Here is a 19,730-nt window from a genome sequence, read left to right on the forward strand (position 1 = left end):
AGCGGTCAGACGTGCTGCTGCGCGGAAGGCGGTATGAGGCTTCTCCGGAAACCCCTCATGGCCGTGCCGGCCACGGCCACACATGTCATCGCGACGAGCAGGACGACCGAGCCGCCCGACACATCGCACCATGTCACCAGGAGACCTCCCAGAGGCGCGGAAAGACAGACGGCGCCGTGGGACGACAACCGAGCAGCCCCGACCACACGGGCCAGCATGTCAGGGGCCACGCACTCCACCTCCATGGTCTTGATCGACACGTTGCTCAATGCGCCGACGAAGCCGGTGATGAACAGGGCCATGGCGAAGAAGGCCGGCCGGGCATGGAGCAGAAACGCTCCTACGGCGGCGGTGGACAGTGCCATGACCCAGACCCACATGTGAATGAGGAGCATGAACCGTCTCGGCTTGATGTAGGCGGCCGAAAGCCCTCCGAGGGTTCCCCCCACCCCGGCCAGCCCGAGCACGATCCCGACCGTCAGCGGCGTCAGGTCACCCGAGCCGGCGACGAAGAGCATGATCAGGGCGTTGACCATGAGGTTGGTGATGGTGATCAACACGACCGACGCGCGAAGGAACGGCTGGCTCGCCAGAATGCGAAACCCCTCCAGCAGGCTGCGTCGCAGCGGCAGGGGCGCGGGGCCTTTGCGGGGTTGGGCGCGCACTCCGAGCGACAGGACATAGGCAAGGGTGAAAAGCACAGCATTCACTATGAAAGGGACAAAAAACCCCAATCCAAACAGCAAGCCCCCAAGCGGCCTGCCCGCGAGCGACGCCAGATGGTTGGTGCTCTCGGTCTTGGCCACCGCACCACGCAGTTTGTCCGGTCGTACGAGCGACGGCATCAGCGAGGTGCCCGCCAGCGAATGGAGGACCCACATCCCGCCTTCCAGGAGGGCGGCCAGCACGATGTGCCCCAGGGACGGGCCGCCGACGGAGAGTGCCACACCTACGCTGACCACGGTGAGCGCTCGCACGGATTCCGCGAAAAGGAGAACTCTACGGGGTGGTATTCGGTCGACCAGAACCCCGCCCGGAACGTAGAGAACCAAGATCGGTATCGTCAGGACGAACCCCGTCAGCCCGACTGCGGCCGGCGAGCCCGTCATCGCCAGGGCCAGGAGCGGGTAGACCACGCCGAGCATGCGCGTGCCGATCGCGGAGATGACCGAAGCCGCCCAGACGAGCGCGAAATCCGTCGCCCTCGTCCGGCACGGAAAGTCGCGCCTCACGGTGAACTTCTCTTTCACGCCCCGCCCCAGCCGTTTCCCTCAGGCGCATGTGTCTTCTGCCATCAATACAGGGAGGCCATGGCGACAAGCCGCTTCCGACAAATGGACGGGAAGATTTTGGAGAAGATTGGCACCTGCAAACCGCAGGAGTATAGCCGACATGATCTTCACTGCGGACGCAACGATCTCCATTTCAGTCAGTCCGAAATCCGCACCCTTTCGGGGGACTTGCCCTATTTGTCGCATGAACTACAGATATTGGCACCACGGGTCATCACTGTTGGATAATGTGGCCCATGGTGGAGTCACGTGGTGATCAGCGCCTTATGGTGACCAATGACCGGTTGATCGCCGACCTTGCGGCGCTCGGAGTGGAGTACGGGCAGGTCCTGCTGGTGCACTCGTCTCTGCGGTCGATCGGCCAGGTCGAGGGCGGGGCGGGCGCGGTCGTCTCAGCGTTGCGCGGTGCGCTCGGGCCCGACGGGACCCTGGTGGTGCCCACCGGCACGTCCGCCAACTCCGACACCTCTGCCCACCATCGCGCCGCGATCGCCGGGATGGCGCCCGACGAAGTCGCCGCGTACCGCGCCCGCATGCCGCCCTACGACCCGGCGACGACCCCAACCGACGCCATGGGCCGCATCCCCGAGCACGTCCGCACGCTGCGGGAGGCACTGCGCAGCGCCCACCCCCAGACCTCCTTCGCCGCCGTCGGCCCGCAAGCCGCCAAGATCATTGACGGACACGCCCGCGACTGTCTCCTGGGCGAGCGCTCCCCGCTGGCCAGGCTGTACGAAACCGGCGCGACGGTGCTGCTGCTCGGCGTCGGCTACGACAAGTGCACGGCCTTCCACCTGGCCGAATACCGCTACACCCGGCGCCCGCCGCGCCGCACCTACCGGGCCGTGGTGGACGACGGCGGTGGCCGGACGTGGTACGCGTTCGAGGACGTGGCGCTGGACGACAGCGACTTCGCCGTCGTCGGCTCCGCCTTCGAGCGGACGGGCGTCGTGCGCATCGGCCGGGTCGGGCAGGCCCGTGCCCGGCTCTTCTCCCTGCCCGACGCCGTCGGCTACGCCACCCGCTGGTTCGCCGCGCACCGCCTGCCCTAAAGCGGCCGGCGGCGCATCACCACCCGGGGGGCGATCTCGAGGCCGAGCTCCCGTTCGTGCTCCACCAGCGCGCGCAACTCAGGCCCCCACTCCGGCTCGGGCAGCACCGCGAAGCCGTGCCGGGTGTACCACGGCGCGTTCCACGGCACGTCGCGGTAGGTCGTCAGCGTCACCGCCGGCGCGCCGGAGGCCCGCGCGTGGTCGATCACCGCGTCCGTCAACCGCCCGCCGATGCCCTTGCGCATGCTGCGCGGGTGTACGGCCAGCTGGTCGAGATGCACGTTGCCGTCGGCCCGGCCCAGCAGGGCGAACCCCTCGGGCGGCTCCCCCTCGACCAGGACCCTTCCGGGGTCGTCAACCTCTTCGATCATGGTCGTCCCTGGCGGGAAGACGATCCCCACCTGGGCGAAGAGCCCGTCGGCCGCCAGCTCGACGTCGGCCAGCCCGGCCAACTCCCCCGCGTCCGCCCATCGCACCATCAGTGCCTCCTGAGGGGACCGCCGCCTACAGGCGACGGCGAGTCGGAAGCGGGAGGGCCGCCACGGCCTGCGCGCAGTGGCAGAACCTCAGGCATTGCCGCCACCTCCGGATGGCCTTGAGCTTGTGCCTTGCGGCATCGGTCAGGGCGTGGTCGCCGTCTCCCCGCGCAGGCGGGGCGAGCAGCCGCTTTCTCCGGGGCGCGGAGGAGTCACGACGACACGATCTCATGTCTCGGGCGGACCTCGCCTCGGGTATTAATCTTGGTGATCGTAGGCCCGGCTGTGCGGAGCCGGGACCCTCTCCTCACGACGTGCCCACGACCGCCCGGTGGTGGGCACGTCGTGTGCGCGGCCAGGGGCGAGGTCAGAGGTCGAGCAGCGGCTCGAGCCCCACGGTGAGGCCGGGCAGCTCGCGGACCCTGCGCACCCCGAGCAGCACGCCAGGCGTGAACGCCGACCTGCTCATCGTGTCGTGCCGGATGGTCAGGATCTCGCCGTCGCCGCCGAGCAGCACCTCCTGGTGCGCGATCAGCCCCGACAGGCGCACCGCGTGCACGTGGACGCCCTCCACCTCGGCCCCACGGGCGCCGTCGAGCGCGGTGGTCGTGGCGTCGGGCATCCGGGCCGACCCCGCCTCGGCGCGCGCCTCAGCGACCATCTCAGCCGTACGCCGGGCGGTGCCGGACGGCGCGTCGGCCTTGTTGGGATGGTGCAGCTCGACGATCTCGACGGACTCGAAATAGCGGGCCGCCCGCTGGGCGAAGTGCATCATGAGCACGGCCGCGATGCCGAAGTTGGGGGCGATCAGGCAGTTGGCGCCCGGCGATGCCGCCAGCCATCCGCGTACGGTCTCCAGCCGCCCCTCGTCGAACCCGGTCGTGCCCACCACCGGGTGGACGCCGTGGCCGATGGCCCACTCGAGGTTGCCCATGACCACGTCGGGATGGGTGAAGTCGACGACCACCTCGGCGCCCGTGAGCCCCTCGATGGCGTCGTCCTGGTCGAGCGCGGCCACCAGCTCCATGTCGGTGGCGGCCTCGACCGCTCTGCACACCTCGACGCCCACGCGACCGCGGGCGCCGAGCACTCCTACCTTGATCACACCGACAACCTTATCGTCCTGCCCAGGCGCGCTCCCGACGTCCCCGCCCGCGCCGCCCGAGCAGGTCATCGCGCGAAAGCCCCGGTCTTGAGGACCGGGGCTTCCGCGGAGTAGCGGCAGGTCAGCTGATGGCGTCGGTGAAATCCTTGTCGCCGTACGGGCCGATCACGGCGAGCGTGAGCGGCCGGTTGAGCACGTCGGCGGCCACCTCGGAGATCTCGTCGGGCGTGACGCCCTCGATGCGCGCCAGCACCTCGTCCACGGACATCAGCTCGTCGTAGACCAGCTCGTTCTTGCCGATGCGCGACATGCGCGAGCCGGTGTCCTCCAGGCCGAGCACGAGACCGCCGCGCATCTGGCCCTTGCCGCGCATGATCTCGTCGGCGGTCAGGCCCTCGGCCACCACCCTGGACACCTCGTCGCGGCAGATCTTGAGCACGTCGTCGATCTTCGAGGGCAGGCAGCCCACGTAGATGCCGAACTGGCCGGTGTCGGCGTAGGCCGAGGTGTAGCTGTAGGCGGAGTAGGCCAGGCCGCGCTTCTCCCTGATCTCCTGGAAGAGCCGGGACGACATGCCGCCGCCCAGGGCGGCGTTGAGCACGCCGAGCGCGAACCTGCGGTCGTCGGTGCGGGCCATGCCGGTCGTGCCGAGCACCAGGTTGGCCTGCTCGGTCGGCCGGTCGAGCACCGTGACACCCGAGCGGGTCTCGGCACCGGGTCCGCTGGTGCGCGGCGGGGCGAACTCGGCCGGGCCGTCGAGCATGCCCGCCCGCTCGTAGGCCCTGGTGACCAGCTCGACGACCTCTTCGTGGCGTACGTTGCCCGCGACGGACACGACCGTGCGGCGGGGCCGGTAGTAGAGGCGGTAGTACTCGGCGATCCGGTCGCGTCCCAGGGTGTTGATCGACTCGACCGTGCCCAGGATGGGCCGCCCGATCGGCGAGTCACCGTAGAGTGCGGCGGCGAACTGCTCGTGCACCACGTCGGACGGGTCGTCGTCGTGCATGGCGATCTCTTCGAGGATCACCCCGCGTTCCGACTCGACGTCCTGCTCGGCCACCAGCGAACTGGTCACCACGTCGGCGAGCACCTCGACCGCGATCGGCAGATCCTCGTCGAGGACGCGCGCGTAGTAGCAGGTGTACTCCTTGGCGGTGAAGGCGTTGATCTCACCGCCGATGCCCTCGATGGAGGCGGAGATCTCCATGGCGTCACGCGTGGGGGTGCCCTTGAACAGCAGGTGTTCGAGGAAATGGGTGGCCCCCATGTGTTCGAGGGCCTCGTCACGCGAGCCGATGCCGACCCACATGCCGACCGCGACGCTGCGCACGGTCGGCATGGTCTCGGTCACCACGCGCAGCCCACCCGGCAGGACGGTGCGCCTCACCACCCCGGCACCGTCTGTGCCGGGGTGCAACGTGGTCGTGCTCACGGAGACTCCCTCGTGAGCACGCCGCCGCTGATGATGGTTGCCTGGCTGAGCTCGCTCACGAGTTGCGGTCGTCCCCCTCGTTACGGCTGCTGCGCACGCGGGTGCGGGTGCGGCGGGGCCGCTCGGGCCGGTCGTCGGCGGCCGACGCGGGCTGCTCGGGAGCGGCGTCGCCGCCCTCGGCGGACCCGGAAGCGGCCTTCGCCTCCTTCTCGGCGGCCTCCCGCTCGATGACCTCGACCGGCACCAGGGAGAGCTTGCCCCGGCCGTCGATCTCGGCGATCTCCACCTGGATCTTCTCGCCGACGCTCATCACGTCTTCGACGTTCTCGATGCGCTTGCCGCCGTGCAGCTTGCGGATCTGGGAGACGTGCAGCAGGCCGTCCTTGCCGGGCATCAGCGAGATGAACGCGCCGAAAGCCGCGATCTTGACGACCGTGCCCAGGTAACGCTCGCCGACCTCCGGCATGTGCGGGTTGGCGATGGCGTTGATCGCCGAACGGGCCGCCTCGGCGGACGGGCCGTCGGTGGCGCCGATGTAGATGGTGCCGTCGTCCTCGATGGTGATCTCGGCGCCCGTGTCGTCCTGGATCTGGTTGATCATCTTGCCCTTCGGGCCGATGACCTCGCCGATCTTGTCGACCGGGACCTTGATGGTGATGATGCGCGGCGCGGTCGGGTTCATCTCCGCCGGAGAGTCGATCGCCTCCTGCATCACGTCGAGGATCGCCAGGCGGGCGCCCTTGGCCTGCTTGAGCGCGCCGGCCAGCACCGAGGCGGGGATGCCGTCGAGCTTGGTGTCGAGCTGGAGCGCGGTGATGACGTCCTTGGTGCCGGCGACCTTGAAGTCCATGTCGCCCATGGCGTCTTCCGCGCCGAGGATGTCGGTCAGCGTGACGTAGGTGTCACCCTCGCCGATCAGGCCCATCGCGATGCCCGCGACCATCTCCTTGAGCGGCACGCCGGCGTCGAGCAGCGCCATCGTGGAGGCGCAGACCGAGCCCATCGAGGTGGAGCCGTTGGAGCCGAGCGCCTCGGAGACCTGGCGGATGGCGTACGGGAACTCCTCGCGCGTGGGCAGCACGGGGATCAGCGCCCGCTCGGCGAGCGCGCCGTGACCGATCTCGCGGCGCTTGGGCGAGCCCACCCGGCCGGTCTCGCCGGTGGAGTAGGGGGGGAAGTTGTAGTTGTGCATGTAGCGCTTGGTCCGCTCGGGGTTGAGCGTGTCGATGACCTGCTCCATGCGCAGCATGTTGAGCGTGGTGATGCCCAGGATCTGCGTCTCGCCGCGCTCGAACAGCGCCGAGCCGTGCACCCGGGGCACCACGTGCACCTCGGCCGACAGGGCGCGGATGTCCTTGGTGCCGCGGCCGTCGATGCGGACGCCTTCCTTGATGACCCGCTCGCGCATGAGCTTCTTCATCGCCGAACGGAACGCGGCGGAGACCTCCTTCTCGCGCCCCTCGAACTCGGGCAGGAGCTTCTCGGCGGCCAGCGCCTTGACCTTGTCGAGCTCGTTCTCGCGCTCCTGCTTGCCGGCGATGGTCAGCGCGGCGGCCAGCTCGGTCTTCACCGCGGCCTCGACCGCGTCGTAGACGTCGTCCTGGTAGTCGAGGAAGACCGGGTATTCGGCCGTCTCCTTGGCCGCGACCCGCGCGATGCGCGCCTGCGCCTCGCACAGCACCTTGATGAAGGGCTTGGCGGCGTCGAGGCCCTGGGCGACGGTCTCCTCGGTCGGCGCGACGGCACCGTCGGCGACCAGCTTGAGCGTGTCCTTCGTGGACTCCGCCTCGACCATCATGATCGCGACGTCGCCGTCGGCGAGCACCCGGCCGGCCACGACCATGTCGAACGTGGCCCGCTCCAGCTCGTGGTGGGTCGGGAACGCCACCCACTGGCCGTCGATCAGCGCGACGCGCACGCCGCCGATCGGGCCGGAGAACGGCAGGCCGGCGAGCTGGGTGGACAGCGACGCGGCGTTGATCGCCACCACGTCGTAGAGGTGGTCGGGGTTGAGCGCCATCACGGTGGCGACGACCTGGATCTCGTTGCGCAGCCCCTTGACGAAGGACGGGCGCAGCGGCCGGTCGATCAGGCGGCAGGTGAGGATGGCGTCCTCGGAAGGACGGCCCTCACGGCGGAAGAACGAGCCGGGGATGCGGCCCGCGGCGTACATGCGCTCTTCGACGTCGACCGTGAGCGGGAAGAAGTCGAGGTTCTCCTTGGGCGACTTGGACGCGGTGGTGGCCGAGAGCACCATCGTGTCGTTGTCGAGGTAGGCGACGGCGGAACCCGCCGCCTGGCGTGCGATGCGACCGGTCTCGAACCGGATCGTGCGCGTGCCGAACGAACCGTTGTCTATGACGGCTTCAGCTGTGTGGACACCCTCCACGGGGGACCTCCTTGTGGTCGGTCTCCCGCGCCCTTTTCTCACCGGCACCCTCGTTAGGTGCAGCGCCGGTCTTCGATCGAAGCGCCCGGTCTTTCCTACCGGAAGCCACTACCGAGGACCGGCCCGCAGGCGTCGCGGGTCGCATGGTGCTAAGCGGACGCGGGGGCTGTGTGTCTCGGATCTTCAGTTGTACGCCGGGCGCGGGAGGCGTGTGACGCCACGCGCCCGGACATATGGCTGCGGCCATATGCGAAGGGAGCGGCGCGGACGCCGCTCCCTTTCATGCTATCGGCGCAGGCCGAGCCGCTCGATGAGCGAACGGTAGCGCTGGATGTCGACCTTCTGCAGGTATTTCAGCAGGCGGCGCCGGCGGCCGACGAGCAGCAGCAGGCCACGACGGCTGTGGTGGTCGTGCTTGTGCGTCTTCAGGTGCTCGGTGAGCTCGCTGATGCGCTTGCTCAGCAGGGCGATCTGAACCTCGGGCGACCCGGTGTCGCCTTCGACCGTCGCATATTCACTGATGATGGACTTCTTGGCAGCGGTGTCGAGGGACACGGCTCTCCTTTGAGCTACGGGCACGCACGATTGATGTGAATGTGCGAACGACCGTGCGTGCCTACAGTCGCCGCGTGAAGGCCTTCATGGGCAGCGCGCAGCACCGCCGCTACAGAGCCGACATGCAAGGCTACCACCTTGGGCAGGGTCGCCGGGACACGCGGCGCAGGACACGCGGAGGCCGGGGCGGAGGTCAGCCGGTGATCCTCCGGGTGGCCTCGACGTCGGCGTGGATCTGAGCGATCAGCGTTTCGATCGACTCGAAGCGGGTGTTGCCACGCAGCCGCGCCGCGAACTCGACCGCGACGTGCGCGCCGTACAACTCCAGGTCGTCGCGGTCGAGCGCGTACGCCTCGACGGTGCGCGGCACGCCCTCGAACGTCGGATTGGTGCCGACCGAGATCGCCGCCGGCCACCGCTCGCCCGCGTAGAGGGCGGGCAGGTTGGCGACGGGCACGCACCCCAGCCAGCCGGCGTAGACCCCGTCGGCCGGGATCGCGGTGTGCGGGGGCGTCTCCACGTTGGCGGTCGGGAACCCGAGTTGCCGACCCCGCTGGTAGCCGCGCACGACCACGCCCTCCACGCGGTGCGGCCGCCCGAGCCGCTCTCTCGCGCCCTCGACGTCGCCGGCCACGAGCAGGTCGCGGATGGCGGTCGAGGAGACGCCGTCGAGCATGGGCACGGCCTCCACCTCGAAATCGTATTTGTCGCCCAACGTCCGCAATGTCTGAACATCTCCGCTCGCTTCGTGCCCGAACACGAAGTCCTCCCCCACGACCACGACCGCGGCCCGCAGCCGCTCGGCCGCCACGCTCTGGACGAAGTCTTCGGGGCTGGTCCGCTGCAGCTCAAGGGTGAACTCGACCACGTCGACCTCGTCGATCCCCAGCCCGGCCAGCAACTCACCCCTGCGCTGCGGGCTGGTGAGCCGGGGCGGGTGCGAGCCCGGTCGCACGACCTCCTCGGGATGCGGCTCGAAGGTGACGGCGACGCTCCGCAGCCCTCGCTCGCGGGCGATGGCCACCGCGCGCTCGATCACCCGCCGGTGCCCGCGGTGCACCCCGTCGAACACGCCGATGGTGACGACAAGCCTTCCCGAACCCTGCACGCCAGGCCCCATTCGCTCGTCACGGATCAACCGCACCCAAGCCTGCCATGCGCGCCGCGGTCTCCCGCAACCCAGGGGGGTTGGTAACCGCGCCGGCTCGTCCCGGCGCCCTTCCTCCGCCAGCGGATAGTATCGGGCCTCGTGCCTCGTTACGCGCTTCTGATCCTGCCTGCCTTTAACCGGGTCTACGCCGAGAGCTCCGTCCGGCTGACCCGCAACGAGCTGGCCGTCTTCAGCGCGTGCGGCCTCGGCGGGCACGTGTCGGCCGGCGAGGAGACCGTCATCGGCGGTGTCCCCTACGTGACGTTCGAGACGGCGGAGCCGCTGGCGGAGCCGCACCTCTCGCTGCTGTCGAACCTCTCCTCCGGCTACGCCCTGTTCGGCGTGGAGGGCGAGCTGCTCAGGCCGCTGACCGTGCGCCCGCTCGACCGGCTCAGCAGCGACCTGATCACCATCCAGAAATACGCCGGCAAGACCAACGAACACTTCACCAAACTGCTGCTCAACGTCACCGCGCTGGCCACGGGCAAAGGGCTGGGCGAGCGGCTGGCGGTGTTCGACCCGATGTGCGGCCGCGGCACGACCCTCAACCAGGCCCTCATGTACGGCTACGACGCCTACGGCCTCGACGTCGACGGCAAGGACTTCGAGGCCTACGCCGGTTTCATCAAGACCTGGCTGCGCAACAAGCGGCTCAAGCACACCGCGGAGACCGTGCCGGTGCGCCGCGAGCGGGCGCTGGCCGGACGGCGGCTCGCCATCACGTTCGGCCTGTCGAAAGAGGCGTTCAAGGCCGGCGACGTGCAGCGCCTGACCGTGGTCAACGCCGACACGCTCAAGAGCCGCGAGTTCTTCAAGCCGCGCTCGTTCGACGTCGTGGCGACCGACGCCCCCTACGGCGTCCAGCACGGCAGCAAGGGCGGCGGCGGGTTGTCGCGCAGCCCCATGGAGCTGCTGAGCAGGGCCGTGCCCGGCTGGGCCGAGCTGCTGCGCCCCGGCGGCGCGATGGGCATCGCCTGGAACACCTACGGTGGCAAGCGCGCCGAGCTGGCCAAGGTCCTAGCCGGCGCCGGGCTGGACGTGATGGACTATCCCGACTTCGAGCACTGGGTCGACCAGGCGATCGTGCGTGACATCATCGTCGCCCGCAAACCCGGCTGACCCCGCTCACCCCCCGAGGACGGCAAGCCGGTCGCCCGCGCTCATCCCGCGAAGACGGCGATCGGCTTGGCGAGCGCGCCCCGCTCCTCCACGAGCGCGAGCAGCGCGCCGTCCGGCCCGAACACGCCGATCGGGCCCGCACCGAGCCCCGCGGCAGGCAGCCGGCCGCCGTGCCCGATCACGCGTGCCTCCTCCTCGGTGACGTCTCTGCGCGGGAAGGCCGCCGCGACCGCCGCGCCGATCGGCAGGATCTCGCACTCCTCGGCGAGCTGCTCGACCGTCCTGGCCAGCGACAGGTCGTAGGGGCCCACCCGGGTGCGCCGCAGCCGCGTCAGGTGGCCTCCGACGCCGAGCTCCGCCCCGAGGTCGCGGGCCAGCGCGCGGATGTAGGTGCCGCTGGAGCAGGTCACGACCGCGTCGACGTCCACGACCTCGTCGCCGGCCCTGATGTCCAGCACCTCGAACGCGCTCACCGTCACCGGCCTGGCCTGCAGCTCGACCGTCTCGCCCGCGCGCGCCTTCTTGTAGGCCCGCTGCCCGTCGACCTTGATCGCACTGACCTGCGGCGGGATCTGCATGATCGCGCCCGTCAGCGCCGTGACGCCCTTGTGGATCTCGGCCGCGGTGACGCCAGAGGCCGGGACCGCGGCGGTGAACTCGCCCTCGGCGTCGTCGGTGTTGGTGCTCACGCCGAGCCTGATCGTGGCTTCGTAGACCTTCTCCGTCAGCGCCAGATGACCGAGCAGCCTGGTCGCCTTCTCCACGCCGACCACCAGCACGCCCGTCGCCATCGGGTCGAGCGTGCCCGCGTGCCCCACGCGGCGGGTGCCCGCGACGCGCCGCATCTTGGCCACCACGTCGTGGGAGGTCCAGCCGCCCGCCTTGTCGACGATGATCAGACCGCTCTGGGCCATCAGGCCTTCCTCAGCTCTCGCCGGAACTTCACCATCGTGTCCTCCACGCTGTCCTGGGAGGTGTAGCCGGCCGCGTTGTGGTGACCGCCGCCGCCCAGCGCCGCGCACACGGCGGCCACGTCGACGTTGCCCTTGGAGCGGGTGGACACCTGCCAGTAGCCCTGGTCGTCCTCCTTGAGCACCACCGCGACCTCGGCCTCGTCGGTGCGCCGCAGGATGTCGATGACGCCTTCGAGCTCGGAGTAGGGCAGCGCGTACGCGGCCCGGTCGACCTGCGACACGTACGTCCACACGAGCCCGTCCTCCAGCGACACGCGCTCCAGCGCCCCTGCCAGCACCTTGAGATAGCCGAAGGGGGAACGGTCCCACAGCTCACGGGCGATCTCGTCGGTGCGCAGCCCGGTGGCGACCAGCCTGGCCGCCATGTGGTGCACGGCGGGGGTGGTCGTGGAGTGGCGGAACGATCCGGTGTCGGTCACGAGACCCGCGTACAAGCAGGTGGCGATGTCGCGGTCGAGCTGCCCGCCGAGCCGGTAGATCAGCTCCTCGGCCAGCATGGCCGTGGCCGCGGCCGTGGAGTCGATGAGGCTGAGCGTGCCGAACTCGCCCTCGTTGGAGGGGTGGTGGTCGACCACGATCACCTCACGGGCCCTGGCGGTGCTGGCGCCCAGGAGCCCCAGCCGCTGGAACGTCGACGAGTCGAACGTGATCATCAGATCGGGGGATTCGGGGAACTCCTCCGGCGGCACCAGCATCTCCTGCCCCGGCAGGAAGCGCAGCAGCCGCGGCACCACGAAATGGTGGTCGCCGAACGACGTCACCACCCGCTTGCCCATCGAACGCAGCGTGAACGCCACGGCCAGCATCGAGCCGAGCGCGTCGCCGTCGGGGGTCACGTGGCAGGCCATCGCCACCTCGTCGGCCTGCCGGATCAGGTGCAGCGCCCGGCTCCACGCAGCCTCGGGGACCGCGCACTCGTCCGGCGGCCGCCCGTTGAGCCGGGGTGGCTCCGCCCTGTCGCGTACGTCGGGCGTCACGCCAGGTCGTCCCTGCCAACAGCACCCCCGTCTTGGCCCTCTTCAGGCTTGCGGTAGGGGTCGGCCTCTCCCGCGTAGGTGGCGCTCTGGGCCTGCCGCGCCACCTCGGCGTCGCGCGCCCTGGCGGCGTTGATCAGATCGTCGAGCTGGCGCGCGCTGTCAGGCAGCGGGTCGTGCTTGAACGTCAGCGTGGGGGTGAAGCGAACGCCGGTCTGGCGTCCCACCTCGGAGCGGATGATGCCCTTGGCGCTCTCGAGGGCCGCGGCGCTGTCGGCCCGCTCGGCCTCCGAGCCGAACACCGTGTAGAACACCGTCGCCTCACGCAGGTCAGCGGTGATGCGCGTGTCGGTCACGGTGACGAAGCCCAGACGCGGATCCTTGATCCGGCGCTCCAGCATCTCGGCGACGATCTGCTGGATGCGGTCGGCGAGCTTGCGCGCTCGTGCGGCATCCACCATGGTTCGCTCCCCCTCACGCACGACCTGGCCGTGCAGTCGTTCAATCTTCGTCGGTGTAGAGCCGGTGCCGTGCCGACAGCAGCTCGATCTCAGGGCGGAAGGCCACCAACCGCTCGCAGGCGTCCAGCACTTCGTTGCAGTTTCCCGCTGAGGCGGAGACCACCGCGATGCCGATTTCCGCCCTGCGGTGCAGGTCGAGATGGCCGGTCTCAGCCACCGCCACGCCGGGATAACGGCGCTGGACCTCGGCGATCAACGGGCGTACGGCGGAGCGCTTCTGCTTCAGCGATCGCACGTCGCCGAGCAGGATGTCCAGGGTCAAGGCACCCACATACATCGTTGGCAACCACCGCTTGTCCTGGTGGGGTGGACGCACGCCCGGCCTGCTGCGGTGGGGACCAGGCCAGGGCGTGCGAGAGGCGCCCGGCGGATGTCCCGCCGGGCGCCCGGCCGCGCGTCACGCGCGAGGCTTCTCCCGCATCTCGAACGTCTCGATCACGTCGTCGACCCGCAGATCGTTGTAGCCGATCCCGATGCCGCACTCGAAGCCCTCACGGACCTCGGTCGCGTCATCCTTGAAGCGACGCAGGGACGAGACGGTCAGGTTGTCGGCGATGACGACGCCATCGCGGATCACCCTGGCCTTGCTGTTGCGGACGATCACGCCGGAGCGGACCAGCGAACCGGCGATGTTGCCGATCTTCGGCACCTTGAAGACCTCGCGGACCTCGGCGGTGCCCAGCTGGGCCTCTTCGAACTCGGGCTTGAGCATGCCCTTGAGCGCCGCTTCGATCTCCTCGATCGCCTGGTAGATGACCGAGTAGTAGCGGATGTCGACGCCCTCGCGCTCGGCCAGGTCGCGCGCCCGGGGCTCGGGGCGGACGTTGAAGCCGATGATGACCGCGTTGTCGTCGGCGACGGCCAGGTTGACGTCGTACTCGGTGATCGCGCCGACCGCGCGGTGCAGGACACGGAGCCTGACCTCGTCGCCAACGTCGATCTTGAGCAGGGCGTCTTCCAGGGCCTCCACCGAACCGGACACGTCGCCCTTGATGATGAGCTTGAGCTCGTCGACGCTGCCCTTCTCGAGGTCCTTGAAGATGTCCTCGAGGCTGCGGCGACGGCTCGACTTCGCCATGTCGGCGCTGCGCTTGCGCGCCGCGCGCTGCTGGGCGATCTGCCGGGCCATCCGGTCGTCGGTGACGACGATGAGGTTGTCACCGGCGCTCGGCACGGCCGTCAGACCCATCACCAGGACCGGACGGGACGGCGTGGCCTCCTCGACCGGCTCACCGGTGTCGTCGAGCAGGGCGCGGACGCGGCCGAAGGCCTCGCCGCACACGATCGAGTCGCCCACCCGCAGCGTGCCGCGCTGGACCAGAACGGTCGCGACGGGGCCACGGCCACGGTCGAGGTGCGCCTCGATCGCGATGCCCTGAGCGTCCATCGACGGGTTGGCCCGCAGGTCGAGCTCGGCGTCCGCGGTCAGCAGGATGGCCTCGAGGAGCTGCTCGATGCCCGTGCCGTTCTTCGCCGAGATGTCGACGAAGAGCGTCGAGCCGCCGTATTCCTCCGCCACCAGGCCGTATTCGGTGAGCTGGGCGCGCACCTTGTTGGGGTCGGCGCCCTCCTTGTCGACCTTGTTGACCGCGACCACGACCGGCACCTCGGCCGCCTGGGCGTGGTTGAGCGCCTCGATCGTCTGCGGCTTCACACCGTCGTCGGCCGCGACCACCAGCACCGCGATGTCGGTGGACTTGGCGCCTCGGGCACGCATGGCGGTGAACGCCTCGTGACCCGGGGTGTCGATGAAGGTGATCTTGCGGTCTTCGCCCTCGTGCTCGGCGGAGACCTGGTAAGCGCCGATGTGCTGGGTGATGCCACCCGCCTCGCGCGCCACCACGTTGGTCTTGCGGATGGCGTCGAGCAGCTTCGTCTTACCGTGGTCGACGTGACCCATGACGGTCACGACCGGCGGGCGCGCGGCCAGGTCGGCCTCGTCGCCCTCGTCCTCGCCGAACTCGATGTCGAAGGCCTCGAGAAGCTCGCGGTCCTCCTCCTCCGGGCTGACGACCTGGATGTTGTAGTCGAGCTCGGCGCCGAGCAGCTGCAGCGTCTCCTCGTTGACCGACTGCGTCGCCGTCACCATCTCGCCGAGGTGCAGCATGATCTGCACGAGCGCGGCGGGGTTGGCGCCGATGCGGTCGGCGAAGTCGGACAGCGACGCGCCCCGCGGAAGGCGGATCGTCGCGCCGTTGCCGCGAGCGACCTGCACGCCGCCGATCGCGGGCGCCGACATGTTGTCGAACTCCTGGCGCCTCTGCCGCTTGGACTTGCGGCCACGCGCCGGACGGCCACCGGGACGCCCGAAGGCTCCGGCGGTGCCGCCGCCACGACCGCGACCGCCGCCACCAGGCCGGCCGCCGAAGCCGCCGGGACCGCCGGTGCCGGTGCCGGTGCGCGGACCGGCGCCGCCGCCACCGGGACGACCGGCGTAGCCGCCGCCACCGCCACCGGGACGACCGCCGCCACCACCGGGGCGACCACCACCGCCGGGACGGCCGCCACCGCCGCCGCCACCACCGGGACGGCCACCGCCGCCACCACCGGGGCCGGCAGGACGGCCCTGCGGCATCATCATCGGGTTGGGACGCGGACCACCAGGACGGGGACCGCCCGCACCGGGACCGGGACGCGGTCCGCCCGCGGGCGGACCGGGACGCGGCCCAGCGGTGCCCGGCCTGCCCTCGCCACCGCCACGGCCCTGCGGCGGGCGCGGGATCGCGCCGTCGCGCGGCGGGCCGTCACGGCGCTCACGCTGGCCGGGACCGCCGCCGTCGCGGTTGCCCCCCGGACGCGGCGGACGGGACTGGCCCATGCCGCTGGCGTTGGAAGAGAACGGGTTGTTGCCGGGACGCGGACCACGCGGACCGGGCTTGGGACCCGGACCGGGACGCGGGCCGCCGCCGGACTGACCGCCTGGACGCGGCGCCTGCGGGGAGCCGCCGCCTCCGGGCCCGGGACGGGGCGCGGGACCGGGCTTGGGACCCGGGCGGGCCGCCGGACCCGGCCGCGGGCCGGGACGGGCGGGCGCGCCGCTCTCGAACCGTGCCTGCGGCGCGCTGGACTCGCCGCGCGCAGCCTCGGGCTGCTGCTGCGGCTGGTGCGGCATGGGCACCGGCGGACGCGGCTGCGCGCCGCCCGCGGGGCCTGGACGCGGACCGGGCTTGGGACCCGGACGCGGTGAGGGGGCCGGCGCCTGCGCGCCGTTACCGGCCCGGCCTTCCGCCGGCCGGGGGGCAGCCCTCGGGGGCTGCGGTTTGCTGGACGGCTGACCGCCGCCTCTGGAGGGCCCACCCTTGGATGCGCCCAGAGCTTCGGTGAGCCTGCGGACCACCGGCGCTTCGATGGTCGAGGACGCCGAACGGACGAACTCTCCCATCTCTTGGAGCTTGGCCATGACGACCTTGCTCTCTACGCCGAACTCCTTAGCGAGCTCGTATACCCGGACCTTCGCCACTGCACTCCCTTACTCGGCCCGGGAGGCTGGCTGTGCCGTCCGGACCGTCGCTACCTTGACGTCTTCATCGCCGCGTGCTCATCAGGCGCTCATAGCAATCTGACTCCGCCCATCAACTCGGCGTCCTACATGACATTTCGTGGTTCTCCTTCCAGGTGCGCCCGCACGCGCGAGACGTCAAGCGGCCCCGGCACGCGGAACGCGCGCGGGAACGCTCGGCGACGCTCGGCAAGCTCCAGACAACTCGCGGACGGATGCAGCGATGCACCACGCCCAGGGAGCCGTCCTCGCAGGTCGGGAACCACGTGGTCCTCGACCAGCACCAGGCGGAGCAGCTCGGACTTAGCCGTGCGAACCCTGCAGCCCACACAGGTGCGCTGTGGGGCGGCCAGGCCACCATATTCCAGCTTACCGTGTCGACGCATCTACGGAACCGGCGGCATCCTCGGCTTGGGTATCGGGACGGATGTCGATCCGCCATCCTGTCAGTCGGGCGGCGAGCCGGGCGTTCTGCCCCTCTTTGCCGATGGCCAGCGAGAGCTGGTAGTCGGGAACGGTCACACGCGCCACACGCCCGTCGAGATCGAGAACTTCAACGTGGGAAACGCGTGCGGGAGACAGGGCATTCCCCACAAATTCGCCCGGATCTTCCGACCAGTCGATGATGTCGATCTTCTCGCCGTGGAGCTCGGTCATCACGTTACGAACCCGTGACCCCATCGGGCCGATGCACGCGCCCTTGGCGTTGACGCCGGGCTTGCGCGACCTGACCGCGATCTTCGTACGGTGGCCCGCCTCGCGCGCCACCGCGGCGATCTCCACGGTGCCGTCGGCGATCTCCGGCACCTCGAGCGCGAACAGCTTCTTCACCAGCCCGGGATGCGTGCGCGACAGGGTGACCGACGGGCCCTTGTGGCCCTTCTTCACCTGCACCACGTAGGCGCGGACGCGCTCGCCGTGCACGTATTCCTCGCCGGGGACCTGCTCGGCGTGGGGCAGCACGGCCTCGATCTTGCCGAGGTCGACCAGCACCACGCGCGGATCCTTGCCCTGCTGGATGACGCCGGAGACCAGCTCGCCCTCGCGGCTGGCGAACTCGCCGAAGTTGATCTCGTCTTCTGCGTCGCGCAGCTGCTGCAGGATGACCTGCTTGGCGGTGGTGGCGGCGATCCTGCTGAAATTGCTGGGCGTGTCGTCATATTCCCTGACGATCTCGCCTTCCTCGTCGACCTCGCCGGCCCAGATCGTGACGTGACCGCTCTGCCTGTCGAGCTCGGCACGCGCCTTGGAGGCGGCGCCGTCGGTGCGGAAGTAGGCGATCAGCAGCGCGTCCTCGATCGCCTTGACGACCAGGTCGAAGGAGATGTCCTTCTCCCGTTCGAGGCTGCGCAGGACGCTCATGTCGATGTCCACGACGGCTCCCCCCTTAGCCTTCGTCGCCGTCGACGTCGTCGATCCGGCGGAACTCCACTTGTACCCGTCCCCGGGCCAGGTCTTCGTAATCAAGCCGGCGCGCGGCGCCCGCGACGTCGAGGTCGACGCCGCCGGTGTCAGCCGCCAGGATGCGGCCCTCCACCACGGAGCCGTCTCTCATCTCGGCCTTCACCAGCCGTTTGGCGGCACGCCGCCAGTGACGCGGCTCGGTGAGCGGGCGGTCGACGCCGGGCGAGGAGACCTCGAGCGTGTAGGCGGCCTGGCCCATCGCGTCGGTGTCGTCCAGAGCCGCGGAGACCGCCTGGCTCACGTCGGCGACGTCGTCGAGGCTCACCCCGCCGTCGCGGTCGACGATCACGCGCAGCAGCCGTCTCCTGCCGGCCTGCGTGATCGTGATGTCCTCCAGATCGAGGCCCTCCGCGCTGACCACGGGCTCAAGGAGCTTCATCAGGTGGTCGCGGGATGATGCGCTGCCCATGTCGACCTCCCCTATTGTCATGTCTCAGCCGGGCGGACCTCGCCTCTGGCTCCCCGCCGCCTGGCCGCTCGGCCAGCGACGACAGTTGACACCCTATCCGTACGGGGGCACGAAGAGAGCGCCACTCGTCGTGCTCGAATGGCGGAGCGTCGCCTGACAACGATCCCGGGTGCCAGCCCGTACGATGCTACCGACGAGAAAGCCGCCAGGCGGGCTGCCGCCACGGCATCAGCGCGGCACGGCGGTTGAGCGGCGGGCCGATGAGCAGGTTTCTCGTCCGTCCGCTCCATGAACAGTGGGAGGTCAACTCGTGCGCCCGCGTCAGCTCTCCAGGCGTGCCCTGCTGGCGGGCGGAGCGGCCGCTCTCACCGCGTGCAGTGCCTCCGGCCCTTCGCAACCGCCCGCGCCGCCGTCCGACTCGCCGGAGACGGTGCTGGTGAAGGGGCTGATCGCGGAGAAGGAGGGCACGATCGCGCTCTATTCGTCGCTGATCGCCGACGGTGCGCGGAAGCTCGTGCCGTTCCGCGACCGGCATCAGGCGCACCTCGACACGCTGCGCAGGCACGTGTCCCCCGGCTCCGCGGCCCCAAGCGGGTCACCGTCCCCGTCACCGACCGGGTCGCCGTCCGCACGTGCCAGGCCGGAGAAACCCTCGTTGTCCCGGTTGCGCTCGCTGGAGCGGAAGGCGGCGGCGCGGCGCGCCCGCCAGCTCGCCGGCCTGTCACCGGGGATGGCCCAGCTGATCGCCAGCATCGGCGCCTGCGAGGCCGCCCACGCCGCCGCCCTGCCGAGGTCGTTGTGAGCGCGGACGACATCGAGAAGTTGCGCAGGGCGCTGGCGGCCGAGCACGCCGCGCTGTTCGCGTACGGGCTGCTCGGCGCGCGCACGTCGGGGTCGTTGCGCGACAGCATGACCGCCGCCTTCGACGCCCACCGGGCGCGCCGCGACCAGCTGCGCGGCTACATCACCTCCCGGGGCGGCAAGCCCGCCGAGCCCGACGCCTCCTACGCGCTGCCGTTCGTCCCCTCTGACGCCGCGCAGGCCGCCAAGCTGGCGGTGCACCTGGAGAGCGGCGTCACGGCCGCCTACCTCGAGCTGGCCGCGGCGCAGGACGACGCGCTGCGCCGCTACGCCGCGCTGGCCATGCAGGAGGCCGTGACGCGCTCCTACGCTTTCCGCGCCACCCAGCCCCCGGCGTTCCCTGGCATGCCGGCGCCGTCGCCGGCGACGCCCTCACCCTCGCCCTCACCGGTACAGGACGGAGAGTAGGTCGGGTCCGAGACGTCGCCCGTCCTGGTGGCAGCGCCAGGATGCCGTGC

At 70.3% G+C, this 19,730-nt stretch carries 19 protein-coding genes; 4 read left to right on the top strand and 15 right to left on the bottom strand.

Going from position 1 to position 19,730, the window contains the following annotated elements; translation table 11 throughout:
• Positions 1 to 5: 5 nt before the first annotated feature.
• On the bottom strand, positions 6 to 1,250 hold the full coding sequence (locus tag ABGA98_RS22390; RefSeq protein WP_347620310.1) for an MFS transporter: 1,245 nt from the start codon (positions 1,248 to 1,250) through the stop codon (positions 6 to 8).
• 278 nt (positions 1,251 to 1,528) lie between these two features.
• Here ABGA98_RS22390 and ABGA98_RS22395 point away from each other — a divergent pair, with 278 nt between their 5' ends.
• A complete protein-coding gene (locus ABGA98_RS22395) occupies positions 1,529 to 2,344 on the top strand; it encodes an AAC(3) family N-acetyltransferase (RefSeq protein ID WP_347620311.1) in 816 nt (271 codons plus the stop codon).
• On the opposite strand, the gene ABGA98_RS22400 is transcribed toward ABGA98_RS22395, so the two are convergent.
• The 6 genes from ABGA98_RS22400 to ABGA98_RS22425 all read right to left on the bottom strand — a co-directional run bounded on the left by ABGA98_RS22400 (position 2,341) and on the right by ABGA98_RS22425 (position 9,421).
• The gene (locus ABGA98_RS22400) at positions 2,341 to 2,823 is read right to left on the bottom strand and encodes a GNAT family N-acetyltransferase (protein WP_347620312.1); all 483 of its coding nucleotides are present in this window, start codon (positions 2,821 to 2,823) and stop codon (positions 2,341 to 2,343) included. The genes ABGA98_RS22395 and ABGA98_RS22400 overlap by 4 nt on opposite strands.
• Before the next feature lie 364 nt (positions 2,824 to 3,187).
• Positions 3,188 to 3,925, bottom strand: coding sequence for a 4-hydroxy-tetrahydrodipicolinate reductase (dapB, locus tag ABGA98_RS22405; protein WP_347620313.1), 738 nt, complete (start codon positions 3,923 to 3,925; stop codon positions 3,188 to 3,190).
• A 121-nt stretch (positions 3,926 to 4,046) separates the two neighbouring features.
• Complete coding sequence (locus tag ABGA98_RS22410; protein WP_347620314.1) at positions 4,047 to 5,357, bottom strand: pitrilysin family protein; 1,311 nt, start codon at positions 5,355 to 5,357, stop codon at positions 4,047 to 4,049.
• 55 nt (positions 5,358 to 5,412) lie between these two features.
• Positions 5,413 to 7,746 (bottom strand): polyribonucleotide nucleotidyltransferase, encoded by a 2,334-nt coding sequence (locus ABGA98_RS22415; RefSeq protein ID WP_347620315.1) that lies wholly within the window; start codon positions 7,744 to 7,746, stop codon positions 5,413 to 5,415.
• A gap of 285 nt (positions 7,747 to 8,031) precedes the next feature.
• Positions 8,032 to 8,301 carry a 30S ribosomal protein S15 gene (rpsO, locus tag ABGA98_RS22420; protein WP_111180641.1) on the bottom strand — a complete coding sequence of 90 codons (270 nt, stop codon included), beginning with the start codon at positions 8,299 to 8,301 and terminating at the stop codon, positions 8,032 to 8,034.
• A 193-nt stretch (positions 8,302 to 8,494) separates the two neighbouring features.
• On the bottom strand, positions 8,495 to 9,421 hold the full coding sequence (locus ABGA98_RS22425; RefSeq protein WP_347620465.1) for a bifunctional riboflavin kinase/FAD synthetase: 927 nt from the start codon (positions 9,419 to 9,421) through the stop codon (positions 8,495 to 8,497).
• A 129-nt stretch (positions 9,422 to 9,550) separates the two neighbouring features.
• Here ABGA98_RS22425 and ABGA98_RS22430 point away from each other — a divergent pair, with 129 nt between their 5' ends.
• Positions 9,551 to 10,570, top strand: coding sequence for an SAM-dependent methyltransferase (locus ABGA98_RS22430; protein ID WP_347620316.1), 1,020 nt, complete (start codon positions 9,551 to 9,553; stop codon positions 10,568 to 10,570).
• Positions 10,571 to 10,611: 41 nt separating this feature from the next.
• On the opposite strand, the gene truB is transcribed toward ABGA98_RS22430, so the two are convergent.
• The 8 genes from truB to rimP all read right to left on the bottom strand — a co-directional run bounded on the left by truB (position 10,612) and on the right by rimP (position 18,411).
• Positions 10,612 to 11,484 (bottom strand): tRNA pseudouridine(55) synthase TruB, encoded by an 873-nt coding sequence (gene truB / locus ABGA98_RS22435; RefSeq protein ID WP_347620317.1) that lies wholly within the window; start codon positions 11,482 to 11,484, stop codon positions 10,612 to 10,614.
• The gene (locus ABGA98_RS22440; protein WP_347620318.1) at positions 11,484 to 12,521 is read right to left on the bottom strand and encodes a bifunctional oligoribonuclease/PAP phosphatase NrnA; all 1,038 of its coding nucleotides are present in this window, start codon (positions 12,519 to 12,521) and stop codon (positions 11,484 to 11,486) included. Before ABGA98_RS22440 ends, truB begins: the two co-directional genes overlap by 1 nt.
• Positions 12,518 to 12,979 (bottom strand): 30S ribosome-binding factor RbfA, encoded by a 462-nt coding sequence (gene rbfA, locus ABGA98_RS22445; protein WP_347620319.1) that lies wholly within the window; start codon positions 12,977 to 12,979, stop codon positions 12,518 to 12,520. The genes ABGA98_RS22440 and rbfA overlap by 4 nt, the downstream gene beginning before the upstream one ends.
• Before the next feature lie 40 nt (positions 12,980 to 13,019).
• Complete coding sequence (locus ABGA98_RS22450) at positions 13,020 to 13,316, bottom strand: DUF503 domain-containing protein (RefSeq protein ID WP_347620320.1); 297 nt, start codon at positions 13,314 to 13,316, stop codon at positions 13,020 to 13,022.
• Positions 13,317 to 13,436: 120 nt separating this feature from the next.
• A complete protein-coding gene (infB, locus tag ABGA98_RS22455; protein ID WP_347620321.1) occupies positions 13,437 to 16,499 on the bottom strand; it encodes a translation initiation factor IF-2 in 3,063 nt (1,020 codons plus the stop codon).
• Positions 16,500 to 16,624: 125 nt separating this feature from the next.
• A complete protein-coding gene (locus ABGA98_RS22460) occupies positions 16,625 to 16,924 on the bottom strand; it encodes a YlxR family protein (protein ID WP_347620322.1) in 300 nt (99 codons plus the stop codon).
• Positions 16,908 to 17,900: a transcription termination factor NusA gene (nusA, locus tag ABGA98_RS22465; RefSeq protein ID WP_347620466.1), complete on the bottom strand. Its 993-nt coding sequence runs from the start codon at positions 17,898 to 17,900 to the stop codon at positions 16,908 to 16,910. Before nusA ends, ABGA98_RS22460 begins: the two co-directional genes overlap by 17 nt.
• Positions 17,901 to 17,925: 25 nt before the next feature.
• On the bottom strand, positions 17,926 to 18,411 hold the full coding sequence (rimP, locus tag ABGA98_RS22470) for a ribosome maturation factor RimP (protein WP_347620323.1): 486 nt from the start codon (positions 18,409 to 18,411) through the stop codon (positions 17,926 to 17,928).
• A gap of 310 nt (positions 18,412 to 18,721) precedes the next feature.
• On the opposite strand from rimP, the gene ABGA98_RS22475 reads away from it, so the two are divergent.
• Positions 18,722 to 19,213 carry a hypothetical protein gene (locus tag ABGA98_RS22475; protein WP_347620324.1) on the top strand — a complete coding sequence of 164 codons (492 nt, stop codon included), beginning with the start codon at positions 18,722 to 18,724 and terminating at the stop codon, positions 19,211 to 19,213.
• Complete coding sequence (locus ABGA98_RS22480; protein ID WP_347620325.1) at positions 19,210 to 19,680, top strand: ferritin-like domain-containing protein; 471 nt, start codon at positions 19,210 to 19,212, stop codon at positions 19,678 to 19,680. The genes ABGA98_RS22475 and ABGA98_RS22480 overlap by 4 nt, the downstream gene beginning before the upstream one ends.
• The last annotated feature ends 50 nt before the right edge of the window (positions 19,681 to 19,730 follow it).

This window comes from Nonomuraea sp. B1E8 (assembly GCF_039871515.1).
Lineage (GTDB): Bacteria > Actinomycetota > Actinomycetes > Streptosporangiales > Streptosporangiaceae > Nonomuraea.

Bases quoted from the DNA above. Each gene is read 5' to 3' on its own strand.
- nusA (WP_347620466.1), bottom strand. From the start codon at position 17,900: ATGAGCGTCCTGCGCAGCCTCGAACGGGAGAAGGACATCTCCTTCGAC.
- ABGA98_RS22400 (WP_347620312.1), bottom strand. From the start codon at position 2,823: ATGGTGCGATGGGCGGACGCGGGGGAGTTGGCCGGGCTGGCCGACGTC.
- ABGA98_RS22395 (WP_347620311.1), top strand. From the start codon at position 1,529: ATGGTGGAGTCACGTGGTGATCAGCGCCTTATGGTGACCAATGACCGG.
- ABGA98_RS22460 (WP_347620322.1), bottom strand. From the start codon at position 16,924: ATGCGTCGACACGGTAAGCTGGAATATGGTGGCCTGGCCGCCCCACAG.
- ABGA98_RS22425 (WP_347620465.1), bottom strand. From the start codon at position 9,421: ATGGGGCCTGGCGTGCAGGGTTCGGGAAGGCTTGTCGTCACCATCGGC.
- rbfA (WP_347620319.1), bottom strand. From the start codon at position 12,979: ATGGTGGATGCCGCACGAGCGCGCAAGCTCGCCGACCGCATCCAGCAG.
- ABGA98_RS22450 (WP_347620320.1), bottom strand. From the start codon at position 13,316: ATGTATGTGGGTGCCTTGACCCTGGACATCCTGCTCGGCGACGTGCGA.
- rimP (WP_347620323.1), bottom strand. From the start codon at position 18,411: ATGGGCAGCGCATCATCCCGCGACCACCTGATGAAGCTCCTTGAGCCC.
- truB (WP_347620317.1), bottom strand. From the start codon at position 11,484: ATGGCCCAGAGCGGTCTGATCATCGTCGACAAGGCGGGCGGCTGGACC.